25 protein-coding genes are annotated in these 22,212 nt (G+C 69.0%); 16 read left to right on the top strand and 9 right to left on the bottom strand.

Annotation, left to right across the window (positions count from 1 at the left end; genetic code table 11):
- Window positions 1-7: 7 nt before the first annotated feature.
- Window positions 8-1,330: an MATE family efflux transporter gene (locus tag ACAG25_RS16110; RefSeq protein WP_370489460.1), complete on the top strand. Its 1,323-nt coding sequence runs from the start codon at window positions 8-10 to the stop codon at window positions 1,328-1,330.
- Window positions 1,331-1,434: 104 nt separating this feature from the next.
- Here ACAG25_RS16110 and ACAG25_RS16105 read toward each other — a convergent pair whose 3' ends face one another.
- Window positions 1,435-2,049, bottom strand: coding sequence for a class I SAM-dependent methyltransferase (locus tag ACAG25_RS16105; protein WP_370489459.1), 615 nt, complete (start codon window positions 2,047-2,049; stop codon window positions 1,435-1,437).
- Window positions 2,050-2,189: 140 nt separating this feature from the next.
- Window positions 2,190-2,951, bottom strand: a complete 762-nt coding sequence (locus ACAG25_RS16100) for an enoyl-CoA hydratase (protein WP_370489458.1) — start codon at window positions 2,949-2,951, stop codon at window positions 2,190-2,192.
- Between the two features lie 46 nt (window positions 2,952-2,997).
- On the opposite strand from ACAG25_RS16100, the gene ACAG25_RS16095 reads away from it, so the two are divergent.
- A complete protein-coding gene (locus tag ACAG25_RS16095; protein WP_370489457.1) occupies window positions 2,998-3,264 on the top strand; it encodes a DUF2277 domain-containing protein in 267 nt (88 codons plus the stop codon).
- Window positions 3,261-3,821: a DUF1802 family protein gene (locus ACAG25_RS16090; protein WP_370489456.1), complete on the top strand. Its 561-nt coding sequence runs from the start codon at window positions 3,261-3,263 to the stop codon at window positions 3,819-3,821. Before ACAG25_RS16095 ends, ACAG25_RS16090 begins: the two co-directional genes overlap by 4 nt.
- Here the strand turns inward: ACAG25_RS16090 and ACAG25_RS16085 are convergent.
- Together ACAG25_RS16085 and ACAG25_RS16080 are read right to left on the bottom strand one after the other, a co-directional pair.
- Window positions 3,810-5,447 (bottom strand): CocE/NonD family hydrolase, encoded by a 1,638-nt coding sequence (locus tag ACAG25_RS16085; RefSeq protein WP_370489455.1) that lies wholly within the window; start codon window positions 5,445-5,447, stop codon window positions 3,810-3,812. The genes ACAG25_RS16090 and ACAG25_RS16085 overlap by 12 nt on opposite strands.
- Before the next feature lie 10 nt (window positions 5,448-5,457).
- Window positions 5,458-6,078, bottom strand: coding sequence for a TetR/AcrR family transcriptional regulator (locus ACAG25_RS16080; protein WP_370489454.1), 621 nt, complete (start codon window positions 6,076-6,078; stop codon window positions 5,458-5,460).
- Window positions 6,079-6,125: 47 nt separating this feature from the next.
- Here ACAG25_RS16080 and ACAG25_RS16075 point away from each other — a divergent pair, with 47 nt between their 5' ends.
- Both ACAG25_RS16075 and ACAG25_RS16070 read left to right on the top strand, forming a co-directional pair.
- Window positions 6,126-7,262: a sulfotransferase gene (locus tag ACAG25_RS16075; RefSeq protein ID WP_370489453.1), complete on the top strand. Its 1,137-nt coding sequence runs from the start codon at window positions 6,126-6,128 to the stop codon at window positions 7,260-7,262.
- 10 nt (window positions 7,263-7,272) lie between these two features.
- Window positions 7,273-8,337, top strand: a complete 1,065-nt coding sequence (locus ACAG25_RS16070; protein ID WP_370489452.1) for a hypothetical protein — start codon at window positions 7,273-7,275, stop codon at window positions 8,335-8,337.
- Window positions 8,338-8,340: 3 nt separating this feature from the next.
- On the opposite strand, the gene ACAG25_RS16065 is transcribed toward ACAG25_RS16070, so the two are convergent.
- Window positions 8,341-8,913 carry a DUF3558 domain-containing protein gene (locus tag ACAG25_RS16065; protein WP_370489451.1) on the bottom strand — a complete coding sequence of 191 codons (573 nt, stop codon included), beginning with the start codon at window positions 8,911-8,913 and terminating at the stop codon, window positions 8,341-8,343.
- 155 nt (window positions 8,914-9,068) lie between these two features.
- On the opposite strand from ACAG25_RS16065, the gene ACAG25_RS16060 reads away from it, so the two are divergent.
- The 5 genes from ACAG25_RS16060 to ACAG25_RS16040 all read left to right on the top strand — a co-directional run bounded on the left by ACAG25_RS16060 (window position 9,069) and on the right by ACAG25_RS16040 (window position 12,621).
- Entirely contained in the window at window positions 9,069-10,013 is a 945-nt protein-coding gene (locus ACAG25_RS16060; RefSeq protein ID WP_370489450.1) for a metallophosphoesterase, read from the top strand.
- The gene (locus ACAG25_RS16055) at window positions 10,010-10,687 is read left to right on the top strand and encodes a 4'-phosphopantetheinyl transferase (RefSeq protein ID WP_370489449.1); all 678 of its coding nucleotides are present in this window, start codon (window positions 10,010-10,012) and stop codon (window positions 10,685-10,687) included. The genes ACAG25_RS16060 and ACAG25_RS16055 overlap by 4 nt, the downstream gene beginning before the upstream one ends.
- A complete protein-coding gene (truB, locus tag ACAG25_RS16050; protein WP_370489448.1) occupies window positions 10,684-11,586 on the top strand; it encodes a tRNA pseudouridine(55) synthase TruB in 903 nt (300 codons plus the stop codon). Before ACAG25_RS16055 ends, truB begins: the two co-directional genes overlap by 4 nt.
- A 24-nt stretch (window positions 11,587-11,610) precedes the next feature.
- Complete coding sequence (locus ACAG25_RS16045) at window positions 11,611-12,030, top strand: cyclic nucleotide-binding/CBS domain-containing protein (RefSeq protein ID WP_370489447.1); 420 nt, start codon at window positions 11,611-11,613, stop codon at window positions 12,028-12,030.
- A gap of 84 nt (window positions 12,031-12,114) precedes the next feature.
- Window positions 12,115-12,621 (top strand): hypothetical protein, encoded by a 507-nt coding sequence (locus tag ACAG25_RS16040; RefSeq protein ID WP_370489485.1) that lies wholly within the window; start codon window positions 12,115-12,117, stop codon window positions 12,619-12,621.
- A gap of 9 nt (window positions 12,622-12,630) precedes the next feature.
- On the opposite strand, the gene ACAG25_RS16035 is transcribed toward ACAG25_RS16040, so the two are convergent.
- Complete coding sequence (locus tag ACAG25_RS16035) at window positions 12,631-13,062, bottom strand: SRPBCC family protein (protein WP_370489446.1); 432 nt, start codon at window positions 13,060-13,062, stop codon at window positions 12,631-12,633.
- Between the two features lie 14 nt (window positions 13,063-13,076).
- Window positions 13,077-13,775: a manganese-binding transcriptional regulator MntR gene (mntR, locus tag ACAG25_RS16030; RefSeq protein WP_370489445.1), complete on the bottom strand. Its 699-nt coding sequence runs from the start codon at window positions 13,773-13,775 to the stop codon at window positions 13,077-13,079.
- Window positions 13,776-13,856: 81 nt separating this feature from the next.
- Here mntR and ACAG25_RS16025 point away from each other — a divergent pair, with 81 nt between their 5' ends.
- The 5 genes from ACAG25_RS16025 (at window position 13,857) to bla (ending at window position 20,137) form a co-directional block, all read left to right on the top strand.
- Window positions 13,857-14,834 carry a bifunctional riboflavin kinase/FAD synthetase gene (locus ACAG25_RS16025; protein WP_370489444.1) on the top strand — a complete coding sequence of 326 codons (978 nt, stop codon included), beginning with the start codon at window positions 13,857-13,859 and terminating at the stop codon, window positions 14,832-14,834.
- A 141-nt stretch (window positions 14,835-14,975) separates the two neighbouring features.
- Complete coding sequence (rpsO, locus tag ACAG25_RS16020; RefSeq protein WP_370489443.1) at window positions 14,976-15,245, top strand: 30S ribosomal protein S15; 270 nt, start codon at window positions 14,976-14,978, stop codon at window positions 15,243-15,245.
- 375 nt (window positions 15,246-15,620) lie between these two features.
- A complete protein-coding gene (locus ACAG25_RS16015) occupies window positions 15,621-17,894 on the top strand; it encodes a polyribonucleotide nucleotidyltransferase (protein WP_370489442.1) in 2,274 nt (757 codons plus the stop codon).
- Complete coding sequence (locus tag ACAG25_RS16010; protein WP_370489484.1) at window positions 17,872-19,221, top strand: M16 family metallopeptidase; 1,350 nt, start codon at window positions 17,872-17,874, stop codon at window positions 19,219-19,221. The genes ACAG25_RS16015 and ACAG25_RS16010 overlap by 23 nt, the downstream gene beginning before the upstream one ends.
- Before the next feature lie 31 nt (window positions 19,222-19,252).
- Entirely contained in the window at window positions 19,253-20,137 is an 885-nt protein-coding gene (gene bla, locus ACAG25_RS16005) for a class A beta-lactamase (protein WP_370489441.1), read from the top strand.
- On the opposite strand, the gene ACAG25_RS16000 is transcribed toward bla, so the two are convergent.
- Window positions 20,120-20,677, bottom strand: coding sequence for a DUF4334 domain-containing protein (locus ACAG25_RS16000; protein WP_370489440.1), 558 nt, complete (start codon window positions 20,675-20,677; stop codon window positions 20,120-20,122). The genes bla and ACAG25_RS16000 overlap by 18 nt on opposite strands.
- Before the next feature lie 41 nt (window positions 20,678-20,718).
- Here ACAG25_RS16000 and ACAG25_RS15995 point away from each other — a divergent pair, with 41 nt between their 5' ends.
- Window positions 20,719-21,096: a YchJ family protein gene (locus ACAG25_RS15995; protein WP_370489439.1), complete on the top strand. Its 378-nt coding sequence runs from the start codon at window positions 20,719-20,721 to the stop codon at window positions 21,094-21,096.
- Here the strand turns inward: ACAG25_RS15995 and ald are convergent.
- Window positions 21,087-22,208, bottom strand: a complete 1,122-nt coding sequence (gene ald, locus ACAG25_RS15990) for an alanine dehydrogenase (protein ID WP_370489438.1) — start codon at window positions 22,206-22,208, stop codon at window positions 21,087-21,089. The two genes, ACAG25_RS15995 and ald, sit on opposite strands and share 10 nt — an antisense overlap.
- Between the last annotated feature and the right edge of the window lie 4 nt (window positions 22,209-22,212).

Here is a 22,212-nt window from a genome sequence, read left to right as displayed (position 1 = left end):
CAGCGCGTTGACTGATCCGACCGCGCCGGCCACCGGTCGGCGGATTGCTGCGTTGGCCTTCCCCGCGCTGGGAGTGCTGGCGGCCGAACCTCTCTACCTGCTGTTCGACCTCGCCGTGGTCGGTCGTCTGGGCGCGCTCAGCCTCGCCGGGCTGGCGATCGGTGCGCTGATCATGGGCGTCCTGAGTTCGCAGTTGACGTTCCTGTCCTACGGCACCACCGCGCGCGCCGCACGGTTCTACGGCGCCGGTAACCGCACTGCCGCTGTCGAGGAGGGCGTGCAGGCCACCTGGCTGGCGCTGGGGATCGGTACCGCGGTGGTCGTCGCGGTCCAACTGACCGCCGTGCCGTTGGTCTCGGCGCTGGCCGCCGGCGGTGACATCGCCGACGCGGCGCTGCCGTGGGTGCGGGTGGCAAGCTTGGCCGTGCCCGCGATCCTGGTCGCGGCCGCCGGTAACGGATGGATGCGCGGCGTGCAGGACACGGTGCGTCCGCTGCACTATGTCGTGTTCGGCTTCGCGGTGTCGGCGGTGCTGTGCCCACTTCTGGTGTATGGACTACTCGGCGCGCCCGAATTGGGGTTGACCGGTTCGGCGGTCGCCAATATCGTCGGACAATGGCTGGCCGCCGCGTTCTTCTTCCGGGCGTTGCTCGTGGAGAAGGTCGCACTGCGACCGCGGCTTTCGGTGCTGCGCGCGCAGGTGGTGATGGGGCGCGATCTGGTGATGCGGACGCTGGCGTTCCAGGCGTGCTTCGTCTCCGCCGGGGCGGTGGCCGCCCGGTTCGGGGCGCCAGCGGTCGCCGCGCACCAAGTGGTGCTGCAGTTGTGGAACTTCCTGGCGCTGGTGCTCGATTCGTTGGCGATCGCCGCGCAGTCGCTCGTCGGCGCCGCGCTCGGTGCTGGGCAGCTCGTGCACGCCAAGTCGGTGGCGTGGCGGGTGACGGTGTTCTCCACCGTGGCTGCTGCTGTGTTGGCGGCGCTGTTCGCACTCGGCGCCTCGGTGGTGCCGGCGCTGTTCACCGATGACCGTTCGGTGCTCGACGAGATCTCGGTGCCGTGGTGGTTCCTCGTCGCCCAATTGCCGGTCGCAGGAGTCGTTTTCGCCATCGACGGGGTACTGCTCGGAGCCGGGGATGCGAAGTTCATGCGCAACGCCACGCTGGCCAGCGCTCTGCTGGGCTTCCTGCCGCTGGTGTGGTTGTCTCTGGCGTTCGGGTGGGGGCTGCTGGGGATCTGGGCCGGACTGAGCACCTTCATGGTGCTGCGGCTGGTCTTCGTCGGCTGGCGGGTGCTCTCCGGCCGTTGGCTCGTCCCGGGCACCGTCACCTAGTCGGGCCGGTCACCTGGTTTCGGCGACCGCGCGCGTCTGCTGGGCGACACGCCGCGATCTGGGCCGCATTTGGGCGCGCTCGTGGCCGTCGAGCGCGCGCCCCGTCACGATCGGACCGCGGTGACCGCCCAGACGTCGCGTCGCCCCATACGCTCGGAGCCGACGGTGACGCCGCTGAATCCGGCGGCGTGGCACAGATCGGCGAAGGCGGTCGCCTGCGCGTCGGTCCAGCCGTGGCTCTTGTATCCGGTCGCACCGGCTGGGCTCTTCCGCTCGACCGCGAGCAATCGGCCACCAGGGGGCAGGACCCGATGTGCTTCGGCCAGGCCGGATTCGACGTCAGGCCAGTGGTGCACGGTGGCCAACGCCCACACCACGGTCGCCGAGAAATCGGGCACCGGCAGCGCCTCGGCTCCGCCTTCGACGAGGTTGATGCCCGCGCGGCCGAACACCGCGCGACCGATCGTCAACATCGACGTCGACGGGTCCACGCCGGTGGCGTGCGCACCGCGCCGGACCGCTTCCCGCACGGCAACGCCGGGTCCGCAGCCGATGTCAAGGACCCGGTCGTCAGCGGTGACGCCGGTCAGGTCGGCGGCCAGCCGGGCGGAGCGCCGCCCGGTGAGCAGGAAAATGAGCGCGCACAGGGTGCCGGTCAGGCCGCTGAAGCCGGGGTGATCGCCGTGATGGTTGACGGCCGGGGCCGGTTCGTCACTCATGCTTCGAGGGTGCCGTGTACCTCCCGGGTGCTGTCAACGGCGACGAGCGCGCGCAAATTGGTGCCCGTTACCAGCGTGGCGCGGCGCAGACACGCGCGGTCGCCGAAACGGGGGTCAGCGCACCTGGTCGCGGCCGGGTCCTATGGCCGAACCTGGTCGCGGCCGCGCTCCATCACCGAACCGCGACTGGCCGCGATGTCATCCCCGGACGTACTGCTCATCCAGACGCGGGCCGCAGCGGCCTCCTGCCACAGGGCCGCGCCGTTCTGCGTCTCGTCGATCTGGTGGTACGAGGCCAGCAGCGCCCGCACCGCCTTCTGGTTGTTGCCGACGATCGACGCCGCGATCCGACGCGCGGTGTCGAGCAGCTGGTCGTGCGGCACCACCTGGGTCACCAGGCCGCAACGCAGCGCTTCGTCTGCGCTCAGGTAGTCACCGGTCATGCTCATGCGCCGGGCCATGCCCACGCCGACCTTCTGCGGCAGCCGCACCGACAGGCCCCAGGTCGGCAGCAGCCCGACCCGGGCATGCGTGTCGGCGAACTTCGCCTGCTCTGAGGCGATCAGGATGTCGCAGTACAGCGTCAGCTCCAGCCCACCGGTCACCGCCGCGCCGTTGATCGCGCCGATCACCGGCTTGGTCATCGGCGGCCACTTCGGCGAGATGTCGGGCAGCTCGGTGGTGTCACCGAGTTCCTTGAGGTCCAGACCGGCGCAGAACACCGGGTCGGCGCCGGTCACGATCACCACATCGACGTCGTCGTCGGCCTGCGCCTGTCGGAGCGCCTCGAAGAACTGCGAACGCAACGCCGCCGACAGCGCGTTGCGGGCCTGCGGCCGGTTCAACGTCAGCGTCCGGACGCGGTCTCGAGTGTCGATCAGCAGGATGTCGTCTTGGCTCACCCGCTCACCGTATCGGCCCGGGCCGTGTCGCCCTATCGTGGATCCCATGTGCCGAAACATCACCGAGCTGCGCGGGCTGGAACCGGCGGCCACCGACGAGGAGGTCGAGGCCGCCGCACGCCAGTACGTGCGCAAGGTCAGCGGCATCACCCGGCCGACGGAGCACAACTCCGAAGCGTTCGAAACGGCCGTGGCCGAAGTCGCCGCGTCGACGCGGCGGCTGCTGGCCGGACTGCCACCGCGGCGCCAACCCCCGAAAACCGTTCCGCCGCTACGGCGCCCGGAGGTACGCGCCCGCATGAGTTCGCCATGACCCCACCTGTCGCCCAGCCCGCCCTCAAGGAATGGAGCGCGGCGATCCACGCGCTGCTCGCCGGGCGCCAGACAGTGCTCCTGCGCAAGGGAGGCATCGGGGAGAAGCGGTTCGAGGTCGCCGCGTCGCGCTTCCTGCTGTTCCCGACCGTCGCGCACAGTCACCCGCCCCGCGTCCGGCCCGAGCATCGGGATCTGCTCGCCGCCGCCGCGCAAGACAGCACCGACGACACGGTCACGCTGCGCGCCGGCGCCCGGGTGGTCGCCGCGGTCGAGGTCCGCCGGCCCGAGAACCTCGATGCGATCGCCGCCCACCACATCTGGACCGACGAGTCCATCCGCGCGGATCGCCTGGATTTCCGTCCCCGGCACCGGTTGGCAGCGCTGGTGGTGTCTGCGGCGCCGCTGCTCGAACCGCTACGTCTGCAACGCACCGCCGAGCATCGGGGCTGCAGCAGCTGGGTCACCTTGCCGGTCGACCCCGAATGGGGTGCGCCGGTCCATCGCGCCGACGCGCTCGAGACGATCGCCGAGCAGGTGCGCGTCTCAGTCGGCTGACGGGGGCTCGGGTCCGGCGGGCAGCACCAGGCGGGTCGCCTCGCCGAGATGCACGGTGTGTCGCGCCGTGCGGACCGTGGTCGCGGTGGCGACGGGTTCACCCGTTCCGAGGTTGCGCAGAAACCGCGGATGGGATCCGCCCGCGACCATGACCCGGATCCGGGAACCGGCGGGGAAGGTCCACGCGACCGGGTCGAGTTCGATGCGCACGACACCCGTGTCCGGGGCCGAGGCGACATACCCGTCGCTGACGTTGTGGGACGCGCCCGCACGATCGACCTGGCTGATACGGACGAACAGGTCGTTGTGCGGGTTGTCGCACGAATGCTCGATCTCGAGCACCGGTCGGCCCACGACACACAGATCCGCCGGCAGCGGGGTACCGGTGAAGGTGAGCACGTCGGCGCGGCGGCCCAACTCGGTGTCGTCGCGGTAGCCGCCCGCGGGGGAGAGCAGTCGCCCGCCGACGGTCGGTGTGGGGTCGGCGGGGTTGTAGACGAACGTCGCCGAGGTACCCGCTTCGGGCACAGTGCTCGCAAGCCGCCGCCCGGGGTGCAGGTACAGCACTTGTTCGGGCATAACCGGTGGCCAGGCCGGCAGCTCGATCCAGCCGCGGCCGGCGAGGTGGATGCGCACCGGGGCCGTGCGGGACGGATCGGCGCCGCCCAGGTGGGTCGCCAACCAGTCCAGCGACTCCCGCAGCACCGTCGGAGCTCCGCTGGTCATCAGCTGGCCGTGGGTCCACGGCCCGACCGTCAGGCCGGTGGGTACGCCTCGGGTGGAGAGCATGCGGTAGTGCTCGACGGTTTGGTCGACGAAGAGGTCCTGCCATCCGGTCAGCAGCAGCACCGGCACCTCGGTGCGTCCCAATCGGTCGCGCAGGTGCACGTGCGTCCAGAACGGGTCGTCACGGTCGGGGTGGTCGAGCCACGATTCGAACCACGGCGCGTTGTCGCCGAGCAGTTCGCGGCTGGCCTCGCCGAGGGGCAGGCGCAGGGCGGCCTCGGTGACCCGGCGCTGCGCGCCGACCTGCCGTAGCAGGGTGCGCAGTCGGTTGGGGTCCTCCTGATGTCCGACCAGATCGCTCCAGCCGAGAAAGTCGTTGAGACCGAACGATCCTGCGCCCCAACGGGGTCCGCTGACATCGTCGGGTCCGACGGTGATCACCGCGGCTTTGAGTTCCGGGGGAGGGTCGGTGAGCAGCGCCCACTGGGTGAACCCGAGGTAGGACAAGCCCATGGTGGCGAAAGTGCCGGTGAACCAGGGCTGTTCGCGTAACCACGTCGCGGTGTCTGCGCCGTCGGCGATCTCGTTGACGAACGGGTCGAACTCGCCGCCGGAGCCGTAGGTGCCGCGTACGCTCTGCAGGACGACGTGGTAGCCCCGCGCGGCGTAGAACGAGCCGAACAGAACCGAGAACGGATATCCGCGCCCGTAGGGCCCCCGCACCAGCAGGGTCCCGGCCGGGTCGGGGGTGTGCGGTGCGTAGTGGTCGGCGACCAGATCCACGCCGTCGCGCATCGGGACCCGCATCGAGCGGTGGATGTCGAAGTCGCAGACCGGGGGTGGGAGCTTCAGTATCCGGCTGACGGTGTGGCGGGCCTGTCGCGCGATTCGGGAGCTCACAGGGCAAACACTACTGACGGGTCGGAGGTGCCTCGCCGGCCTGGACGGCGGCGATGACCTTGTCGACGAGCCAAGTCAGCGATTCCGATGCGTCGACGGCGGTCAGATCCCAGGCGTCGACCAGGCGTTCGTAGGCGGGCAGGTTCCACAACACGTCGAGCAGACCTGCGACCGCTCGCCGTTGATGCTCCGGCCAGTCCGGCGCGGCGTCGCCGATGGCGCGCAGCAGCGCGCGCCGCCGGCGTTCGTCGGCTCCGGTGAACACCGGCTCCTGGGGTCGGAGCACGGTCCGTTCGACGGTGAACCGTTGCAGCGAGGCGAAGAATCGGTTCGTGGTCTCGGTGAGGTTGCCGAGATCTACGTCGTCGTAGTCGATTCCGGCTTCGTCCTCCAGCCGTCGCATGACCGCGTCGTGCAGGTCGCGCTCGGTGGGGAAGTGACGGTAGACGGTACGTTCACCGACTCCGGCGCGTTCGGCCACCGCGCGGAAGGTGAGCGCGCGCCAGTCCCAACTCCGGTACTGGTGTACCAGTTCACTTCCGGCGGACACGATGCGCTCGCGGGTCTGCTCGGCCTGCTTGCGGCGCGTCGAGCTTCTGTAGGTCCGTGTGTTGCTTGACGCTGCGTCCATATTGATGACAGTGTACTGTCTCGAATGTTCGTCCGAGGAGGTGCGGCGTGGCATCACCGACCGAACTGTTGTGCACCGCAACCGAACAGACCGGTCTGCACGACTTCGGCGACGACACGTTCCGCGAAGGTCTCGAGATCCTGCTCGGCGCGCTGGATCGGGAGGCTCGGCTCAACGACCGGGGCGCGGCGTTCCTGTATCCGCGCATCATCGAGCACCTCTGTCAGCGTTTACAGGTCGAGGACTGGTACCGGCGTCACCCTGACATCGACGAGGAACCGATCGACGCACCGCTGTTCGGGCTCGGGCTGCCGCGCACCGGCTCCACGGCGTTGTCCTTCCTGCTCGCCCAGGACCCGGCAGTGCGGTACCTGCACAGCTGGGAAGCCGCCCGACCCTGCCCGCCGCCGTCGACGGTCACCGGTGTCGACCCCCGCATACCGGCCGGCCACCGGGTCGTGGCCGGCAGCCGCCATCACGTTCCGACCGGGACGGACGGCCCCGCCGAATGCCTGGACCTGATGGCGCTGAACTTCACCTCGCAGATCTTCCAGGCCTTCGCGCACATCCCGAGTTACTCCGAATGGCTCATGGAGCGGGCCGATTTCACGTCGACCTACGCCTACCAACGGCGCGTGCTCAAACTCCTGCAATGGGGGCAGCCGAGGAGGCCGTGGCGACTGAAGTCACCGGCGCACGTGCTGTCACTGACCGAGTTGGACCGGATCTTCCCCGACGCCAGGTTCGTGATGACCCACCGCGACCCGACCGATGTGCTGGTGTCGGTCGCCGAGGTGTACGCCGACATCGTCGGCGGGTTCAGCGATCACCTCGACCGGCGCTACCTGGGGGAGCTGAACGCACATCAGTGGTCGGTGGGGATGCAGCGGGCGGTCGCGTTCCGGCGAGGCGACGCCGACCACCGCTTCTTCGACATCGACTTCCGCGCCATGGCCGACGACCCGGTCGGCGAGGTTTGTGCGCTCTACGGCTGGCTGGGCGAAGAAGTGACCGAGGAGTTCGTGTCCGGCATGCAGACCTGGTGGGCGCACAACGCGCAGCACCGGGAGCCCCGACCGGCCGTTGAACCGTCGGAGTTCGGACTCGACGACGAGTCGGTCAGGCCGCGGTTCGCCGACTACGTCGCGCATGCTCAGCGCTGGATCGACCGCAGGGAAAGGTGAAGATCTCGTCATGACAGTCGAGATGACCGGTGGGCTCGACCCGCAGCGGGAGCTGACCTTCGCTTCCCGTCCCGACGATCCGCTGATGCGGGACTCGGTGAGTTTCTGGGTGTTCGACGACGACGGTCGTCTCGGGCTGCCCCGGGTCGGGATCGAGGCCGTCGCCGAGACCTGGGATGCGCACGGGTTGCAGGTCAACGTCGCGTTTCCGGACGGCCGGGTGTTCCGGATCCGCGACGACGCCCCGAGCCGCCCGGTTGCCGGTGCCGACGGTGCGCCCCGGGTGCTGGGCGCAGGTCCGCTGTCTTTCACCTGCGTGCGTGAATTCGACACCTGGACAATGACGTTCGACGGGAAACTGGTGCATACGAGTTCCTCCGATCTGGTCGCCGGACGCAAGGACGGACCGTTGGTCGACGTGCGTTTCGACGTCGAGGCCACCATGGCGTCGCCGCCCTGGGTGCAGGGGGCGCTGCTGCCCGACGCCGCGTCGTCCCTGCAGACCTCCGTCACCGGGGACCTGATGGGCGGCCCACGTTACGAACAACTGTTCCGTGCCGTGGGCTCGCTCAGCGTCGGTACCGAGCGGCACACGTTCACCGGTTCCGGACTACGGATCAAGCGCCAGGGTGTGCGCAAGCTCGAAGGGTTCTGGGGACACTGCTGGCAGTCGGCGCTGTTCCCCAGCGGCCGCGGTTTCGGCTACATCGCCTACCCCCCGCGTCCGGACGGTGCCCCGACGTTCAATGAGGGATACGTCTTCGACGGCGACGGTCCGCTGCGGCCGGCGCGGGTGGTGGAGGCGCCGTGGTTGCGGCGGCTGCAGCCGATCGGGGAGGACGTTCCCGTGGTGCTGGAAACCGCGGACGGCATCGTGGGCATCGACGGCCTGACCGTGGTGTCCACACACGACATCACCGACCCGAGCACTGTGCCGGCCGACCAGCTGGCCAAGATGGCCAACTGGACCTTCCCCGCGTTGCAGCAGGCCGGCGTGCGGTACTCGTGGGACGGCGAACACACCTACGGCATGCTGGAGCGTTCGATTCCGACCGACCGACTCGAGCGCGCGTGACGCTCAGTAGATGTAGTGCGGGCTCAGCTCGTGGGCGCGCTGCAGGTTGGTCTGCATGCAGTCCGGGTCGGGTTCGCTGTAGATCGGCGAGTAGAACAGCGACTGCTGGATCACCCCGTAGTCGGTCTTGAACGCCACCATGCAGGTGATCCACCAACGGTTGTTCCAGTCGGTCGGCTTCATGATCCAGTACTGCGCCGCGCGCTTGCCGTTGATGTCCAGTTCGACGGCGTCCGGCGGCAGGGTCTCCTCGTAGGTGCGCCAGACGAACGCCTCGACCGCCATCTGGTAGTTGCCCGCGTCGAACTTGCAGCGCAGCCCGTCCTCGGGCGTCGGTGGGGTGAAGGCCAAGCCGATGCGCTGCACCACCTCGAGCGGGATGTCCTGGCACGGGTCGAACGGGCGGGGGTCGACGGTCTCGACGACCGGGTATTTGATCGTGGTCAGCGGCGCGTCGGTCGAGCGCAGCTGCACCGGGTCGACGGCGGAGTCGGAGACGGGGTCGGTCTGCCAGACCACGATCACGGCTGCCAGCAGTGTGCACAGCACCGAGAGCAGTCGCAGTTTGGCGAGCATCGCCATCCCTTCGTCCTGCGGCGGTCGGACCGCCGCTGCCGTGCACTCCTGTTGCGGAGTGTAACGGTCGGTGAAAACGTCCGGGACCAGAACTTAGAACATGTTCTAGTTGCCGGACCAGCTCGCTGCCTGGCACACCAGTAGGCTGATGTGTCGTGACTGACGACCGACGCCCCACGCTCTGGGCGGTCAGTGACCTTCATACCGGGCACACCGGCAACAAGCCGGTCACCGAGTCGCTGTATCCGTCCTCTCCCGACGACTGGTTGATCGTTGCCGGTGACGTCGCCGAACGCACCGATGAGATCCGCTGGGCGCTGGATCTCCTGCGCAAACGGTTCGCCAAGGTCATCTGGGTGCCGGGCAACCACGAGCTGTGGACCACCAACCGCGACCCGATGCAGATCTTCGGCAAGGCCCGCTACGACTACCTGGTCGACATGTGCGACCAGATGGGCATCGTCACTCCCGAGCATCCGTTCCCGGTGTGGACCGAGGAGGGCGGGCCGGCGACCATCGTGCCGATGTTCCTGCTCTACGACTATTCGTTCCTGCCTGCGGGCGCCGGAACCAAGGCCGAGGGGCTCGCGATCGCCAAAGAGCGCAACATCGTCGGCACCGACGAGTACCTCCTGTCGGCCGAGCCCTACGCGACCCGCGACGCCTGGTGCCGGGAGCGCATCGCCTACACCCGCAGCCGTCTCGAAGAGCTGGACTGGATGATGCCCACCGTCCAGGTCAACCACTTCCCGATGGTGCGCGAGCCCTGCGACGCCATGTTCTATCCGGAGTTCTCGCTGTGGTGCGGCACCACCGCGACCGCCGACTGGCACACCCGCTACAACGCCGTCTGCTCGGTGTACGGGCACCTGCACATCCCGCGCACCACCTGGTACGACGGGGTGCGCTTCGAGGAGGTCTCGGTCGGATATCCGCGAGAGTGGCGGCGCCGCAAGCCGTACCGCTGGCTGCGGCAGATCCTGCCCGACCCGAAGTACAGCCCCGGGTATCTCAACGAATTCGGCGGGCACTTCCAGATCACCCAGGAGATGCGCGACCACGCCAGCAAGATGCAACAGCGGATCAAGGACCGGTCGTGATCGCAGCCAATCTGCTGGCCGGCGTGCTGCCCGCGCACAGCGATGCGTTGGCCGCGGCCGAAATGTACGACGATGCACCGGATTTGGCTCCGCTGCCCGAAGAGGAGCCGTTGATCGCCAAGTCGGTGGCCAAGCGTCGCAACGAGTTCATCACGGTGCGCCACTGCGCGCGCCGGGCGCTGGCAGATCTCGGTGAGCAACCGGTACCGATCCTCAAGGGCGAGAAGGGCGAACCCCGCTGGCCCGACGGCATCGTCGGCAGCCTCACCCACTGCGAGGGCTTCCGCGGCGCCGCCGTGGGCCGGCGCGGGCACGTGCGTTCGGTCGGTATCGACGCCGAGCCGCACGACGTGCTGCCCAACGGTGTGCTCGACGCGATCAGCCTGCCCGAGGAACGCGCCGAGCTGGGCGCCCTGCCGTCCGGTGTGCACTGGGACCGGGTGTTGTTCTGCGCCAAGGAGGCCACCTACAAGGTCTGGTATCCGCTGACCCACCGCTGGTTGGGTTTCGAGGATGCCCACATCACGTTCGAGGTGGCCCGTTCGGGGGAGTCCGGCACGTTCACCTCGCAGATCCTGATCGACCCGCAGGCCGAGTCGGGTCCGCCGTTGCAGCGCCTGACCGGCCGCTGGTCGATCCGCAACGGCATCGCGCTGACCGCGATCGTGCTGTGAGCGCGACTGCCAGGCGTGCACCCGATCCCGGACTGGTCATCGTCGACAAGCCGGGCGGGATGACCAGTCACGACGTGGTCGGCCGCTGCCGCCGGCTGTTCGGCACCCGCAAGGTCGGCCACGCCGGCACGCTGGACCCGATGGCCACCGGTGTCCTGGTCGTCGGCATCGAGCGCGCCACCAAGGTGCTCGGCCTGCTCACCGCCACCGACAAGACCTATCTGGCCACCGTCCGGCTGGGTCAGACCACCACCACCGAGGACGCCGAAGGCGAAGTGCTGCAAACGGTTTGCGCGTCGGCGGTGACCGACGAGCAGATTGATGCGGCGATCGGCGCGCTGCGCGGCGAGATCGACCAGGTGCCCTCGACGGTCAGCGCGATCAAGGTCGACGGGAAACGCTCCTATCAGCTGGCCCGCGAGGGTCGGGCCGTCGAACTCGCGGCGCGCCGGGTGCGCATCGACCGGTTCGAGGCCACGGCGGTGCGCCGCGACGGCGAGTTCGTCGACGTCGATGTCGTCGTGGACTGCTCCAGCGGCACCTACATCCGCGCGCTGGCACGTGACGTCGGCACCGCGCTGGGGGTCGGGGGTCACCTGACGGCGTTGCGGCGCACCCGCGTCGGCCGGTTCGGTCTCGAACAGGCCCGCACGCTCGACGAACTCGCCGACGCACCGCAGCTCAGCTACCCGCTGGACCAGGCGTGTCTGCTGGCGTTCGCCCGCCGGGATCTGTCGGCCGACGAAGCCGAATCCGCGCGCCACGGGCGGGCATTGGCGCCCGCGGGGATCGACGGCGTCTACGCCGCGGTGGCACCGGACGGCAGGGTCATCGCGCTGCTGGCCGACGAACCCGAACGCACCCGCTCGGTGGTGGTGCTACGACCCGCGACGCTGTAGCGGCTCGGATGCCACCATGGAGACATGACTGAGATTCCTGCAGCAGGTTCGATCCAGATCTCGACGATCACCGGCGATGCGGTGATCCGGGTAGCCGACGACGCCACCGTCGCCGACGTCGCGAAGACGATCGTCGACAACGAGGTGGGCGCGGTCGTGGTGGGAGACGCGCCGCGGCCCAAGGCGCTGGTCACCGAGCGCGACGTGGTGCGGGTGGTCGCGTCCGGGCAGGATCCGTCGTCGGTGCCCGCGGCCGACGTCGCCAGCAAGACGTTGATCTGGTGCGACGCCGACGACACCGTCGCCAAGGTCGCGACCCGGATGATGGACCGCTACATCCGCCACGTCCTGGTGGAACGAGACGGCGACCTGGTCGGCATGGTCTCCGCGCGTGACCTGCTCGGGATCTACGCCGCGGACGCCGAGCAGAACTCGCTGAGCTGACGGCTCGGCCAGTAACGTCGCCCCTGCGGTGCCGATGTAACAGCCGTGCGGTTCTCTCGGGCAGCGGGGTCGGTGTGCACGGCGATGGTCGCCGTGACGGCACTGTGCGGCGTCCCCGCCGCGTCGGCGCTCCCGGCGCAGTTCCCCGACCTCGACGTCTATCCCGAGGTCGACCCCGCCACCTATCAGGTGCTGGGTGCGCGTCCCAGCACCTCGGGCTGGGCATTCAGCACCCCGTCGGGGCTGCACTGCCAGAACAGTCTGATCGCCGAACTGGGCGTGTCCTGTTCGGCGTCGAGGCCCGCGATGTCCGACGGCATCGATTCCGCGTCGGTGTCCTTGACGCGACCGGGGATGCTGACACGCACGGACACCGCAGGCACCGACGGCGTCGAGTCGTTCCCGCTGCTACCGACGGGGTCGAAGCTCGCGGCGGGCAATGGGGTCGAGTGCGCGGTGATCAGCGACGACGCGCTGGCGTGCCTGGCGCGCAGGCCCGACAGCTGGCCGCCCGACACCCCGGACCCGCCCGACCGCCACTACGGTGAGCACGGTTTCGTCGTCGCACCGGGCCACAGCTGGGCGTTCTGAGCGTCCCGACTACGCGTAGAGCTGTTCGAACCGTTTGATGGCTTTGTCGATGTCGCCCTTGACCGCGCGTACCGCGGTCGCGCCGATCGGGCCGAACAACGGGGCGCCGCCGAGGTCCATCCGCACGCTGAACGTGCAGCCGTCGTCGACCTCGGTGACCCGCATGGTCATCTTGTAGCGGGTGCCGCCGACCCCTTCGCCGCTGACCGCCAGAGCCCGCGGCGGGTCGAACTCCTGCACGGTCCACGTCACACGGTTGCGCATGCCCTTGGCTCCGGCCACGCCGACGATGGTGGTGCCCACGGTGATCTCGTCGGGAACCTCCGAACGCCACCCCTGATGCATCGGCATCCACTCGCCGAGCGTCGACAGGTTCGATGCGTGCGCCCACGCGTTCTCGGCCGGCATCGCCAGCGAGCGCTTCAACTCCAGTTTTGCCATCGGTGAACCCCCTGTTATGCGACAACCCAGATTGCTTCTGCTGCCGGACTACCCAGATCGACGGTGGTTTCGTCGGCTGTCCCACGCGGGCCCTGCACGGCCACTGAGATCAGGCCTGCGAAATCACGCCGCGCGACCACCCGCACCCGGCAGTCCAGGGTGATCCCGACGGTGTCGAAATACCGCAGCATCTCCGGATCGGCGTCGGAGATGCGTGCCACGGTGCCGGCGTCACCGTCCTGACAGGCCGAGAGCTGCCGGGCCGGCGGTGTCGGCACCTTTCCGTCGGCGGCGGGGATCGGGTCGCCGTGCGGGTCGCGCGTCGGATACCCCAGCTTGGCGTCGATCCGGTCGAGCATCAGATCCGACACCGCGTGCTCGAGGACCTCGGCCTCGTCGTGCACCTCGTCCCAGCTGTAACCCAGTTCGCGGACCAGGAACGTCTCCATCAGGCGGTGCCGACGCACCATCGCCAGCGCGGCGCGCCGGCCGGCCTCGGTCAGGGTGACCGCGCCGTACTTCTCGTGATTGACCAGGCCCTGGTCGGCGAGCTTACGAATCGACTCCGACGCCGTGCTCGCCGAGACCCCGATCCGTTCGGCGAGCAGCTTGGTGCTGATCTTGTCCGGCGACCATTCCTGGGCGGTCCAGATCGTCTTCAGGTAGTCCTGAGCCACTGTCGTCAGGTCGGCAGGGTTCGTGTCAGGACTCACACCAACGAAGTTTAGGCAATCATCACAGAAACAGGTGGTGCTGCTGGGACGGCGTGGTGGTCGGGGTCGTAGGCTTGCGGCGTGCAGCGCTGGCGGGGGCAGGACGAAATCCCCACCGACTGGGGTCGATGCGTCGTCACGATCGGGGTGTTCGACGGCGTCCATCGCGGACATCAGGAGCTGATCAGCCGTGCCGTGAAGGCGGGCCGGTCGCGCGGGGTCCCCACGGTCCTGATGACCTTCGATCCGCATCCGATGGAGGTCGTGTTCCCGGGCAGCCATCCCGCCCAGCTGACCACGCTGACCCGCCGCGCCGAACTGGTCGAGGAACTCGGCATCGACGTGTTCCTGGTGATGCCGTTCACCGCCGACTTCATGAAGCTCACGCCCGAGCGCTACATCCACGAGCTGCTGGTGGAGCAACTCCACGTCGTCGAGGTGGTCGTGGGTGAGAACTTCACCTTCGGCAAGAAGGCCGCCGGCAACGTGGACCTGCTGCGTCAGGCCGGGGAGCGGTTCGGCTTCGCCGTCGATTCGTTGACCCTGGTCGCCGAGGACCCGGAACCCGACCGCGACGACCGGGTGACGTTCTCGTCGACCTACATCCGCTCCTGCGTGGACGCCGGCGACATGGGCGCCGCGGCCGAAGCGCTGGGCCGGCCGCATCGCGTCGAGGGTGTGGTGGTGCGTGGCGACGGCCGCGGGCGCGGGCTGGGCTTCCCGACCGCCAACGTCGCACCGCCGATGTACTCGGCGATCCCGGCCGACGGGGTCTACGCCGCCTGGTTCACCGTGCTGGGGCACGGACCGGTGGTCGGCTCGGTCGTCCCGGGGGAGCGATACCAGGCGGCCGTCTCGGTGGGCACCAACCCGACCTTCTCCGGACGCACGCGCACCGTCGAGGCGTTCGTGCTGGACACCTCGGCGGACCTGTACGGACAGCACGTCGCGGTCGACTTCGTCGCCCGGCTGCGCGGCCAGGAGAAGTTCGACTCGGTGTCGGACCTGGTCACCGCGATGCACGCCGATACCGAACGCGCCCGCAGCGTCCTGACGTAGACCGGGCGCGCGATTCGCGGCACGGCGCAGCACGCTGCTAAGCTGCCTGCCGACCCGGCGTGTGCTGCAGTTCGCGGTGGCCGCGCCCTTCTGGGGAATCCCAGGTTTCACCACGCGGACTGGAATAGATGGAGTCGTTTCGTGGCGCTCACCGCCGAACAGAAAAAAGAGATCCTCGGCCAGTACGGCCTGCACGACACCGACACCGGTTCGCCGGAGGCCCAGGTGGCGTTGCTGACCAAGCGGATCGTCGACCTCACCGAGCACCTCAAGAAGCACAAGCACGACCACCACTCGCGTCGCGGTCTGCTGCTGCTGGTCGGTCGTCGCCGTCGGCTGCTCAAGTACGTCGCGCAGGTCGACGTGCAGCGTTACCGGTCGCTCATCGACCGCCTCGGTCTGCGTCGCTGACCCCTCGCAGGACATCACAGGCGCCCCGCAGCGGGGCGCCTGTTGTCGTGGTGCGTCCTGGCCGCGCGGCTTTTCGATAACCGCGCTGCCGCGATGTAGCATGAGATCCGTTCGCTTGCCGTACGGCGCGAACAACCCGGGTGCGGTGCTGTGCAGACCGCCGGCCTCGCTCCCGCGTGACACGAAAGAACCGCCCGATCGCGCGGTCTTCGGTAGTGGCTGCCGGAGCAGGACTCCGGCCGCTTCGACTGACGGCCGTCGCCACATCCGGGCCGGGTTTCCGGGAACCCCGGCAGCCCGCAGTGTTGTCCGCATTCATGCGCGTGCTCACGCGAAACAGGTGAATGATGACCCAGAGAGGCCCAACGGACTTCTATGTCTGCCGTTGAAATTGAAGAAGGCGTGTACGAATCGACCGCCGTGCTCGACAACGGGAGCTTCGGCACCCGCACCATCCGTTTCGAGACCGGCCGGCTGGCCCAGCAGGCCGCCGGCGCCGTCGTCGCCTACCTCGACGACGAGACCATGCTGCTGAGCGCCACCACCGCCAGCAAAACCCCGAAAGACCACTTCGACTTCTTCCCGTTGACCATCGACGTGGAGGAGCGGATGTACGCGGCGGGCCGCATCCCCGGTTCGTTCTTCCGTCGTGAGGGCCGCCCGTCCACCGACGCGATCCTGACGTGCCGCCTGATCGACCGGCCGCTGCGCCCGACCTTCGTCTCGGGCCTGCGCAACGAGATCCAGGTCGTGGTGACCGTGCTGAGCCTGAACCCGCAGGACCTCTACGACGTGCTCGCGATCAACGCCGCCTCGGCGTCGACGCAGATCTCCGGCCTGCCGTTCTCCGGTCCGGTCGGCGGTGTGCGCGTCGCGCTGATCGACGGCACCTGGGTGGCGTTCCCGACCGTCGAGCAGCTCGAGCGTGCGGTGTTCGACATGGTCGTCGCCGGCCGCAAGGTCGTCAACGACGGCAAGGACGACGTCGCGATCATGATGGTCGAGGCCGAGGCCACCGACAACGTCATCGAGCTCGTCAACGCCGGCGCCACCGCGCCCAGCGAGACCGTCGTGGCCGAAGGTCTGGAGGCGGCCAAGCCGTTCATCGCCGCGCTGTGCACCGCGCAGCAGGAGCTCAACGACGCGGCCGGTAAAGAAACCGCCGAGTACCCGCTGTTCCCCGAGTACGGCGAGGACGTCTACTACTCGGTCGCCTCGGTGGCCACCGACGCGCTGGCCGAGGCGCTGACCATCGCCGGCAAGAACGAGCGCAACGACCGCACCGACGAGATCAAGGCCGAGGTGCTCGAGCGCCTGGCCGAGCAGTACGCCGGCCGGGAGAAGGAGATCGGCGCCGCCTACCGCGCGCTGACCAAGAAGCTGGTGCGTCAGCGCATCCTGACCGATCACTTCCGCATCGACGGCCGCGGTGTCACCGACATCCGTGCCCTCTCCGCCGAGGTCGCGGTCATCCCGCGCGCCCACGGCAGCGCCCTGTTCGAGCGCGGCGAGACCCAGATCATGGGCATCACCACCCTGGACATGATGAAGATGGCCCAGCAGATCGACTCGCTGGGACCGGAGACGTCCAAGCGCTACATGCACCACTACAACTTCCCGCCGTACTCGACCGGTGAGACCGGCCGCGTCGGATCGCCCAAGCGCCGCGAGATCGGCCACGGCGCGCTGGCCGAGCGGGCCCTGATGCCGGTGCTGCCCAGCGTGGAGGAGTTCCCGTACTCCATCCGTCAGGTGTCAGAAGCATTGAGCTCCAACGGTTCCACGTCCATGGGCTCGGTGTGTGCCTCGACGCTGTCGTTGCTCAACGCCGGTGTGCCGCTCAAGGCCCCGGTCGCGGGTATCGCCATGGGTCTGGTCTCCGACGACGTCGAGGTGGAAGGCGGCGGCGTCGAACGTCGCTTCGTCACGCTGACCGACATCCTCGGCGCCGAGGACGCATTCGGCGACATGGACTTCAAGTGCGCCGGCACCAAGGACATCGTCACGGCGTTGCAGCTCGACACCAAGCTCGACGGAATCCCGTCGCAGGTGCTCGCGGCTGCGCTGGCCCAGGCCAAGGACGCGCGCCTGACCATCCTGGACGTGATGGCCGAGGCCATCGACGAGCCCGACGAGATGAGCCCGTACGCCCCGCGGATCACCACGATCAAGGTGCCGGTCGACAAGATCGGCGAGGTCATCGGGCCCAAGGGCAAGATGATCAACTCGATCACCGAGGAGACCGGCGCGCAGATCTCCATCGAGGACGACGGCACCGTGTTCGTCGGGGCCGCCGACGGGCTCTCGGCGCAGGCCGCGATCGACAAGATCAACGCGATCGCCAACCCGCAGCTGCCCAAGATCGGCGAGCGGTTCCTCGGCACCGTGGTCAAGACCACCGACTTCGGAGCGTTCGTGTCCCTGCTGCCGGGGCGCGACGGCCTGGTGCACATCTCCAAGCTCGGGCGCGGCAAGCGGATCAACAAGGTCGAGGATGTCGTCAAGGTCGGCGACAAGCTGCGCGTCGAGATCGCCGACATCGACAACCGCGGCAAGATCTCGCTGGTGCTCGTGGCCGAGGACGAGGCGGCGGCGACCACCTCGGATGACGCGGCCGCACCAGCTGATGCCGCGACCGCCAATAGCTAGTTCGTCGTCGCTGCGCCGTTCGCGGCGCAGCGACGCCCCGGACGACACTGGCCTGCGACGCACCCAGCTGCCCGGGGGGCTGCGGGTGGTCACCGAGTACATCCCGTCGGTGCACTCGGCTTCGGTCGGGGTGTGGGTCGGCGTCGGTTCCCGCGACGAAGGTCGCAGCGTGGCCGGTGCCGCGCACTTCCTGGAGCACCTGCTGTTCAAGGCGACCCCGACCCGCAGCGCCGTGCAGATCGCGCAGGCGATGGACGCGGTGGGCGGTGAGCTCAACGCGTTCACCTCTCGCGAGCACACCTGCTACTACGCCCACGTGCTCGACTCGGACCTCGCGCTCGGTTTGGATCTGGTCGCCGACGTGGTGTTGCGCGGCCGTTGTCTGGCCGAGGATGTCGAGATCGAACGTGACGTCGTGCTCGAGGAGATCGCGATGCGCGACGACGATCCCGAGGACACGCTGGGCGACGTGTTCCTGTCGGCGATGTTCGGCGAACACCCGGTGGGCCGACCGGTGATCGGCAGTGTCGAGTCGATCTCGTCGATGACCCGCGCGCAGCTCAACTCCTTCCACGTACGCCGCTACACACCGGACCGCATGGTCGTCGCCGTCGCCGGCAACGTCGACCACGACGAGGTCGTCGCCCTGGTGCGCGAACACTTCGGCCGGCACCTGGTGCGGGGGCGCACGCCGGTGGCACCGCGACGCGGTGCCGGACGGATGCCGGGACGCCCGACACTGCAGCTGATCCGCCGCGAATCGGAGCAGACCCATCTGTCGATGGGGGTCCGCACCCCGGGCCGGCACTGGGAGCACCGCTGGGCGCTGGGGGTGCTCAACACCGCGCTCGGCGGCGGACTGAGTTCCCGCCTGTTCCAAGAGATCCGGGAAACCCGCGGGCTGGCGTACTCGGTGTACTCGACCGTCGACACGTTCGCCGACAGCGGTGCACTGTCGATCTACGCCGGCTGTCAGCCGGAGCGTTTCGACGAGGTCGTCCGAGTGGCCACCGACGTCCTCGACGACGTCGTCCGGGACGGTCTGACTGCCGACGAGTGCCGCATCGCCAAAGGCTCGTTGCGCGGCGGACTGGTGCTCGGACTGGAGGACTCCGCGTCGCGGATGCACCGCATCGGTCGGAGCGAACTCAACCACGGCGAACACCACACGATCGCCGACACCCTGGCCCGCATCGACGCCGTCACCGTCGACGAGGTCAACGCCGTGGCCCGGCAACTGCTGAGCCAGCCGTTCGGTGCGGCCGTGCTCGGCCCGGTGCGCGGCAAGCGTGCACTGCCGCGTCCGCTGCAGAAAATCGCGAGCTGACCACCCGCCCGCGGGGTTAGGGTGGCTCGCGATGGTTTCCGTATCCCGAAGGCAGGTCCTGGTCGGCGGATTGACGCTGGCCGCTCTCACCGCATGCGCGCCGCGCGCGTCTGCATCCCCGGATCTCGGGCAGCGCCTCGAAGAACTCGAGCGTCGCCATGGTGCTCGGATCGCCCTCTACGCCGTCGATCTCGACACCGGCAGGACCGTGGCGTTCGCCGCGGACGAGCCGCGGGCGATGTGTTCGACGTTCAAGGGCTACGCCGCCGCGGCGGTGCTGCAGCGCGCCCGTCGGGGTCAGCTGGCGCTGACCGATGCGATCCCGGTCGAGGCGCGGGACATCCAGCCGCATTCACCGCTGACCGAACCGCGTGTCGGAGCCACGATGACATTGGCCGAACTGTGCGTGGCCGCGGTGCAGCAGAGCGACAACACCGCGGCCAACCTGATGCTGCGCACCCTCGGCGGCCCGCCGGCCATCACCGAATTCGCCCGCAGCATCGGCGACGACCGCACCCGGCTGGACCGGTGGGAGGTCGAACTGAACTCCGCGGTCCCCGGGGACCCCCGCGACACCACCACGCCGCGCGCGATCGGCAACGGCTACCGCAATCTGCTCGTCGGGGACGCGCTGGCACCGGCCGACCGTGACCTGCTCGAGGAATGGATGCGGGGCAACCAGACCTCCAGCATGCGGCCCGGTCTGCCCGAGGGCTGGACGACCGCGGACAAGACCGGCAGCGGCGACTACGGCTCCACCAACGACGTCGGCATCGCGTACGGCCCGGACGGGCAACGGCTGCTGCTGTCGCTGATGGTGCGTTCGGCCACCGATGATCCCGACGCGCCGGGCTCCCGGCCGCTGATCGGGGAGCTGGCCTCGCTGCTGGTCGCCGAGCTAGACCACCGGCAGTGAGTCGTCCCGTTGCAGCGCAAAGAAATACGGCACCGGCAAGCCCCGTAGATCCATCGCGCCCAGCACCGTGTCTTCGTCGATCAGCCGGAAGACGTCGTTGACCGGCACCTGGTCGTAGATCATCGTCGCGGTATCCACGCCCCGGTAGCGGGTGGTGCGCAGCCGCGCTTTGGGACCGCGGGCCCGCAGCGCAGGGCGCAGAGCGGAGAAGGCGCGCGTGTACCGGAATCTCTTGAGAGCGGGAATGCGCGTCGCGATACCGAGACCGGAGAACGCCGATGCCGGGTTGAGCGGCCACAGCGCGCGACCGTCGGCGGTGGGGAACAGCAGCGGATGGACGTGCTCGCCGTCGACGAACTGCTTCCCCCACCATCCGGTCGCGGTCAGCAGACCGTCGAAGGGGTGGCCCGTCGGAACCTCGGCGCCGTGCCAGGTGCCGATCATCGCCTCGGTATCCACCGGTGGCAGCGAATCGTAGAGTTCCAGCGCCGCCGACGCGGTGGTCGGTGCGTTCGGGAGCAGGTCGGCAAGAGGGGACATCCCTCGAGGTTACGTGCGCACAGGTGCGGCAGACTGCATGCGTGCGTTCCGATCACCCGTGCCCGTGCGGCAGTACCGCGCTCTACGGCGTGTGCTGTCGGCCGTTGCATGTCGGGGAGAGGCAGGCGCAGACTGCCGAGGAGCTGATGCGGTCCCGGTACAGCGCCTACGTCGTCGGCGACGCCGCGTATGTGTGGCGCACGTGGCATCCGCGCACCCGCCCGCCCGAGGTGACCGACGACGCGACGGTGACGTGGACGCGTCTGGAGATCGTCGACCGGGTGGCCGGAGGTGTCGACGACGACACCGGCGAGGTGGAGTTCCGGGCCCAACACCGGTACGGGGCGCTGCACGAGCGCTCGCGGTTCGCCCGTCGTGCGGGTCGCTGGTTCTACGTCGACGGCGACCTCTACGACTGAGCGAGCACGTCGGCCGGGTCGGTGAACGCAAGACCCAGGCCGTCGGCCACCTGACGATTCAACACAGCGCCCTCGTGGGTCGAAAGCCCATGTGCCAGAGCGCGATCAGCACGGCACGACTCCCGCCAGCCGTGGTCGGCCAGCTCCACGACGTAGGGCAGGGTGGCGTGGGTCAGCGCGAACGTCGAGGTTCGTGGCACCGCGCCCGGCATGTTGGCCACGCAGTAGAAGACGGTGTCGTGCACGCGGTAGGTGGGGTCGTCGTGGGTGGTGGGTCGGGAATCCTCGAAGCAACCGCCCTGGTCGATGGCGATGTCCACCAGGACCGCACCCGGACGCATCCGCGACACCGTGGAATTCGAGACCAGGGTGGGGGCCTTGGCGCCCGGAACCAGTACCGCACCGATCACCAGGTCGGCGCCCTCGACCGCGTCCTCGAGGTCGAGTGCGGTCGACCAGCGGGTCTGGACACGACCGCCGAATTCGGCGTCGAGCGCACGCAACCTCGGGATGTCGACGTCGAAAACCGTGACGTGTGCCCCCATTCCGGCGGCCACGCGTGCGGCGTGAGATCCGGCGGTGCCGCCGCCGATGACCACGACCTGGGCCGGGGCGACGCCCGGGACCCCGCCCATCAGCACGCCGCGACCGCCGTGGCTGCGCATCAGGTGGTAGGCGCCGACCTGCGCCGACAGTCGGCCGGCCACTTCGCTCATCGGGGCGAGCAGCGGGAGGAACCCGTCGGCTTCCTGCACGGTCTCGTAGGCGATGGCGGTGGTACCCGCGGCCAGCAGCGCTTCGGTGCAGGGCCGGGATGCCGCGAGGTGCAGGTAGGTGAACAACGTCTGCCCGGCCCGCAGGTGGGGGTACTCGGCCTCGATCGGCTCCTTGACCTTCAGGAGCAGCTCGGCTTCGGCCCAGACCTCCTCGGCGGTGGCGACCAGCTGTGCACCCGCGCGCTTGAAGTCGCTGTCGGAGATCGACGACCCGTCACCGGCCCCGCACTGGATCAGCACCTCGTGACCGCGGCTGACCAACTCCGCGACGCCGGCGGGCGTGAGTGCGACCCGGAACTCGTTGTTCTTGATCTCGGTCGGGACGCCGACACGCATGATG

Origin of the sequence: Mycobacterium sp. pV006, assembly GCF_041287115.1 — a bacterium.
In the GTDB taxonomy this organism is placed as follows: Bacteria; Actinomycetota; Actinomycetes; order Mycobacteriales; family Mycobacteriaceae; genus Mycobacterium.
This window is presented reverse-complemented; position numbering and strand designations above follow the sequence as displayed.

What these genes read in the sequence shown, in the direction of transcription:
- ACAG25_RS16105 (WP_370489459.1), bottom strand. Translation starts at nt 2,049, where the DNA reads ATGAGTGACGAACCGGCCCCGGCCGTCAACCATCACGGCGATCACCCC.
- ACAG25_RS16095 (WP_370489457.1), top strand. Translation starts at nt 2,998, where the DNA reads ATGTGCCGAAACATCACCGAGCTGCGCGGGCTGGAACCGGCGGCCACC.
- ACAG25_RS16090 (WP_370489456.1), top strand. Translation starts at nt 3,261, where the DNA reads ATGACCCCACCTGTCGCCCAGCCCGCCCTCAAGGAATGGAGCGCGGCG.
- ACAG25_RS16080 (WP_370489454.1), bottom strand. Translation starts at nt 6,078, where the DNA reads ATGGACGCAGCGTCAAGCAACACACGGACCTACAGAAGCTCGACGCGC.
- ACAG25_RS16070 (WP_370489452.1), top strand. Translation starts at nt 7,273, where the DNA reads ATGACAGTCGAGATGACCGGTGGGCTCGACCCGCAGCGGGAGCTGACC.
- ACAG25_RS16065 (WP_370489451.1), bottom strand. Translation starts at nt 8,913, where the DNA reads ATGCTCGCCAAACTGCGACTGCTCTCGGTGCTGTGCACACTGCTGGCA.
- ACAG25_RS16045 (WP_370489447.1), top strand. Translation starts at nt 11,611, where the DNA reads ATGACTGAGATTCCTGCAGCAGGTTCGATCCAGATCTCGACGATCACC.
- ACAG25_RS16040 (WP_370489485.1), top strand. Translation starts at nt 12,115, where the DNA reads ATGGTCGCCGTGACGGCACTGTGCGGCGTCCCCGCCGCGTCGGCGCTC.
- ACAG25_RS16035 (WP_370489446.1), bottom strand. Translation starts at nt 13,062, where the DNA reads ATGGCAAAACTGGAGTTGAAGCGCTCGCTGGCGATGCCGGCCGAGAAC.
- ACAG25_RS16015 (WP_370489442.1), top strand. Translation starts at nt 15,621, where the DNA reads ATGTCTGCCGTTGAAATTGAAGAAGGCGTGTACGAATCGACCGCCGTG.
- ACAG25_RS16010 (WP_370489484.1), top strand. Translation starts at nt 17,872, where the DNA reads ATGCCGCGACCGCCAATAGCTAGTTCGTCGTCGCTGCGCCGTTCGCGG.
- bla (WP_370489441.1), top strand. Translation starts at nt 19,253, where the DNA reads ATGGTTTCCGTATCCCGAAGGCAGGTCCTGGTCGGCGGATTGACGCTG.
- ACAG25_RS16000 (WP_370489440.1), bottom strand. Translation starts at nt 20,677, where the DNA reads ATGTCCCCTCTTGCCGACCTGCTCCCGAACGCACCGACCACCGCGTCG.
- ald (WP_370489438.1), bottom strand. Translation starts at nt 22,208, where the DNA reads ATGCGTGTCGGCGTCCCGACCGAGATCAAGAACAACGAGTTCCGGGTC.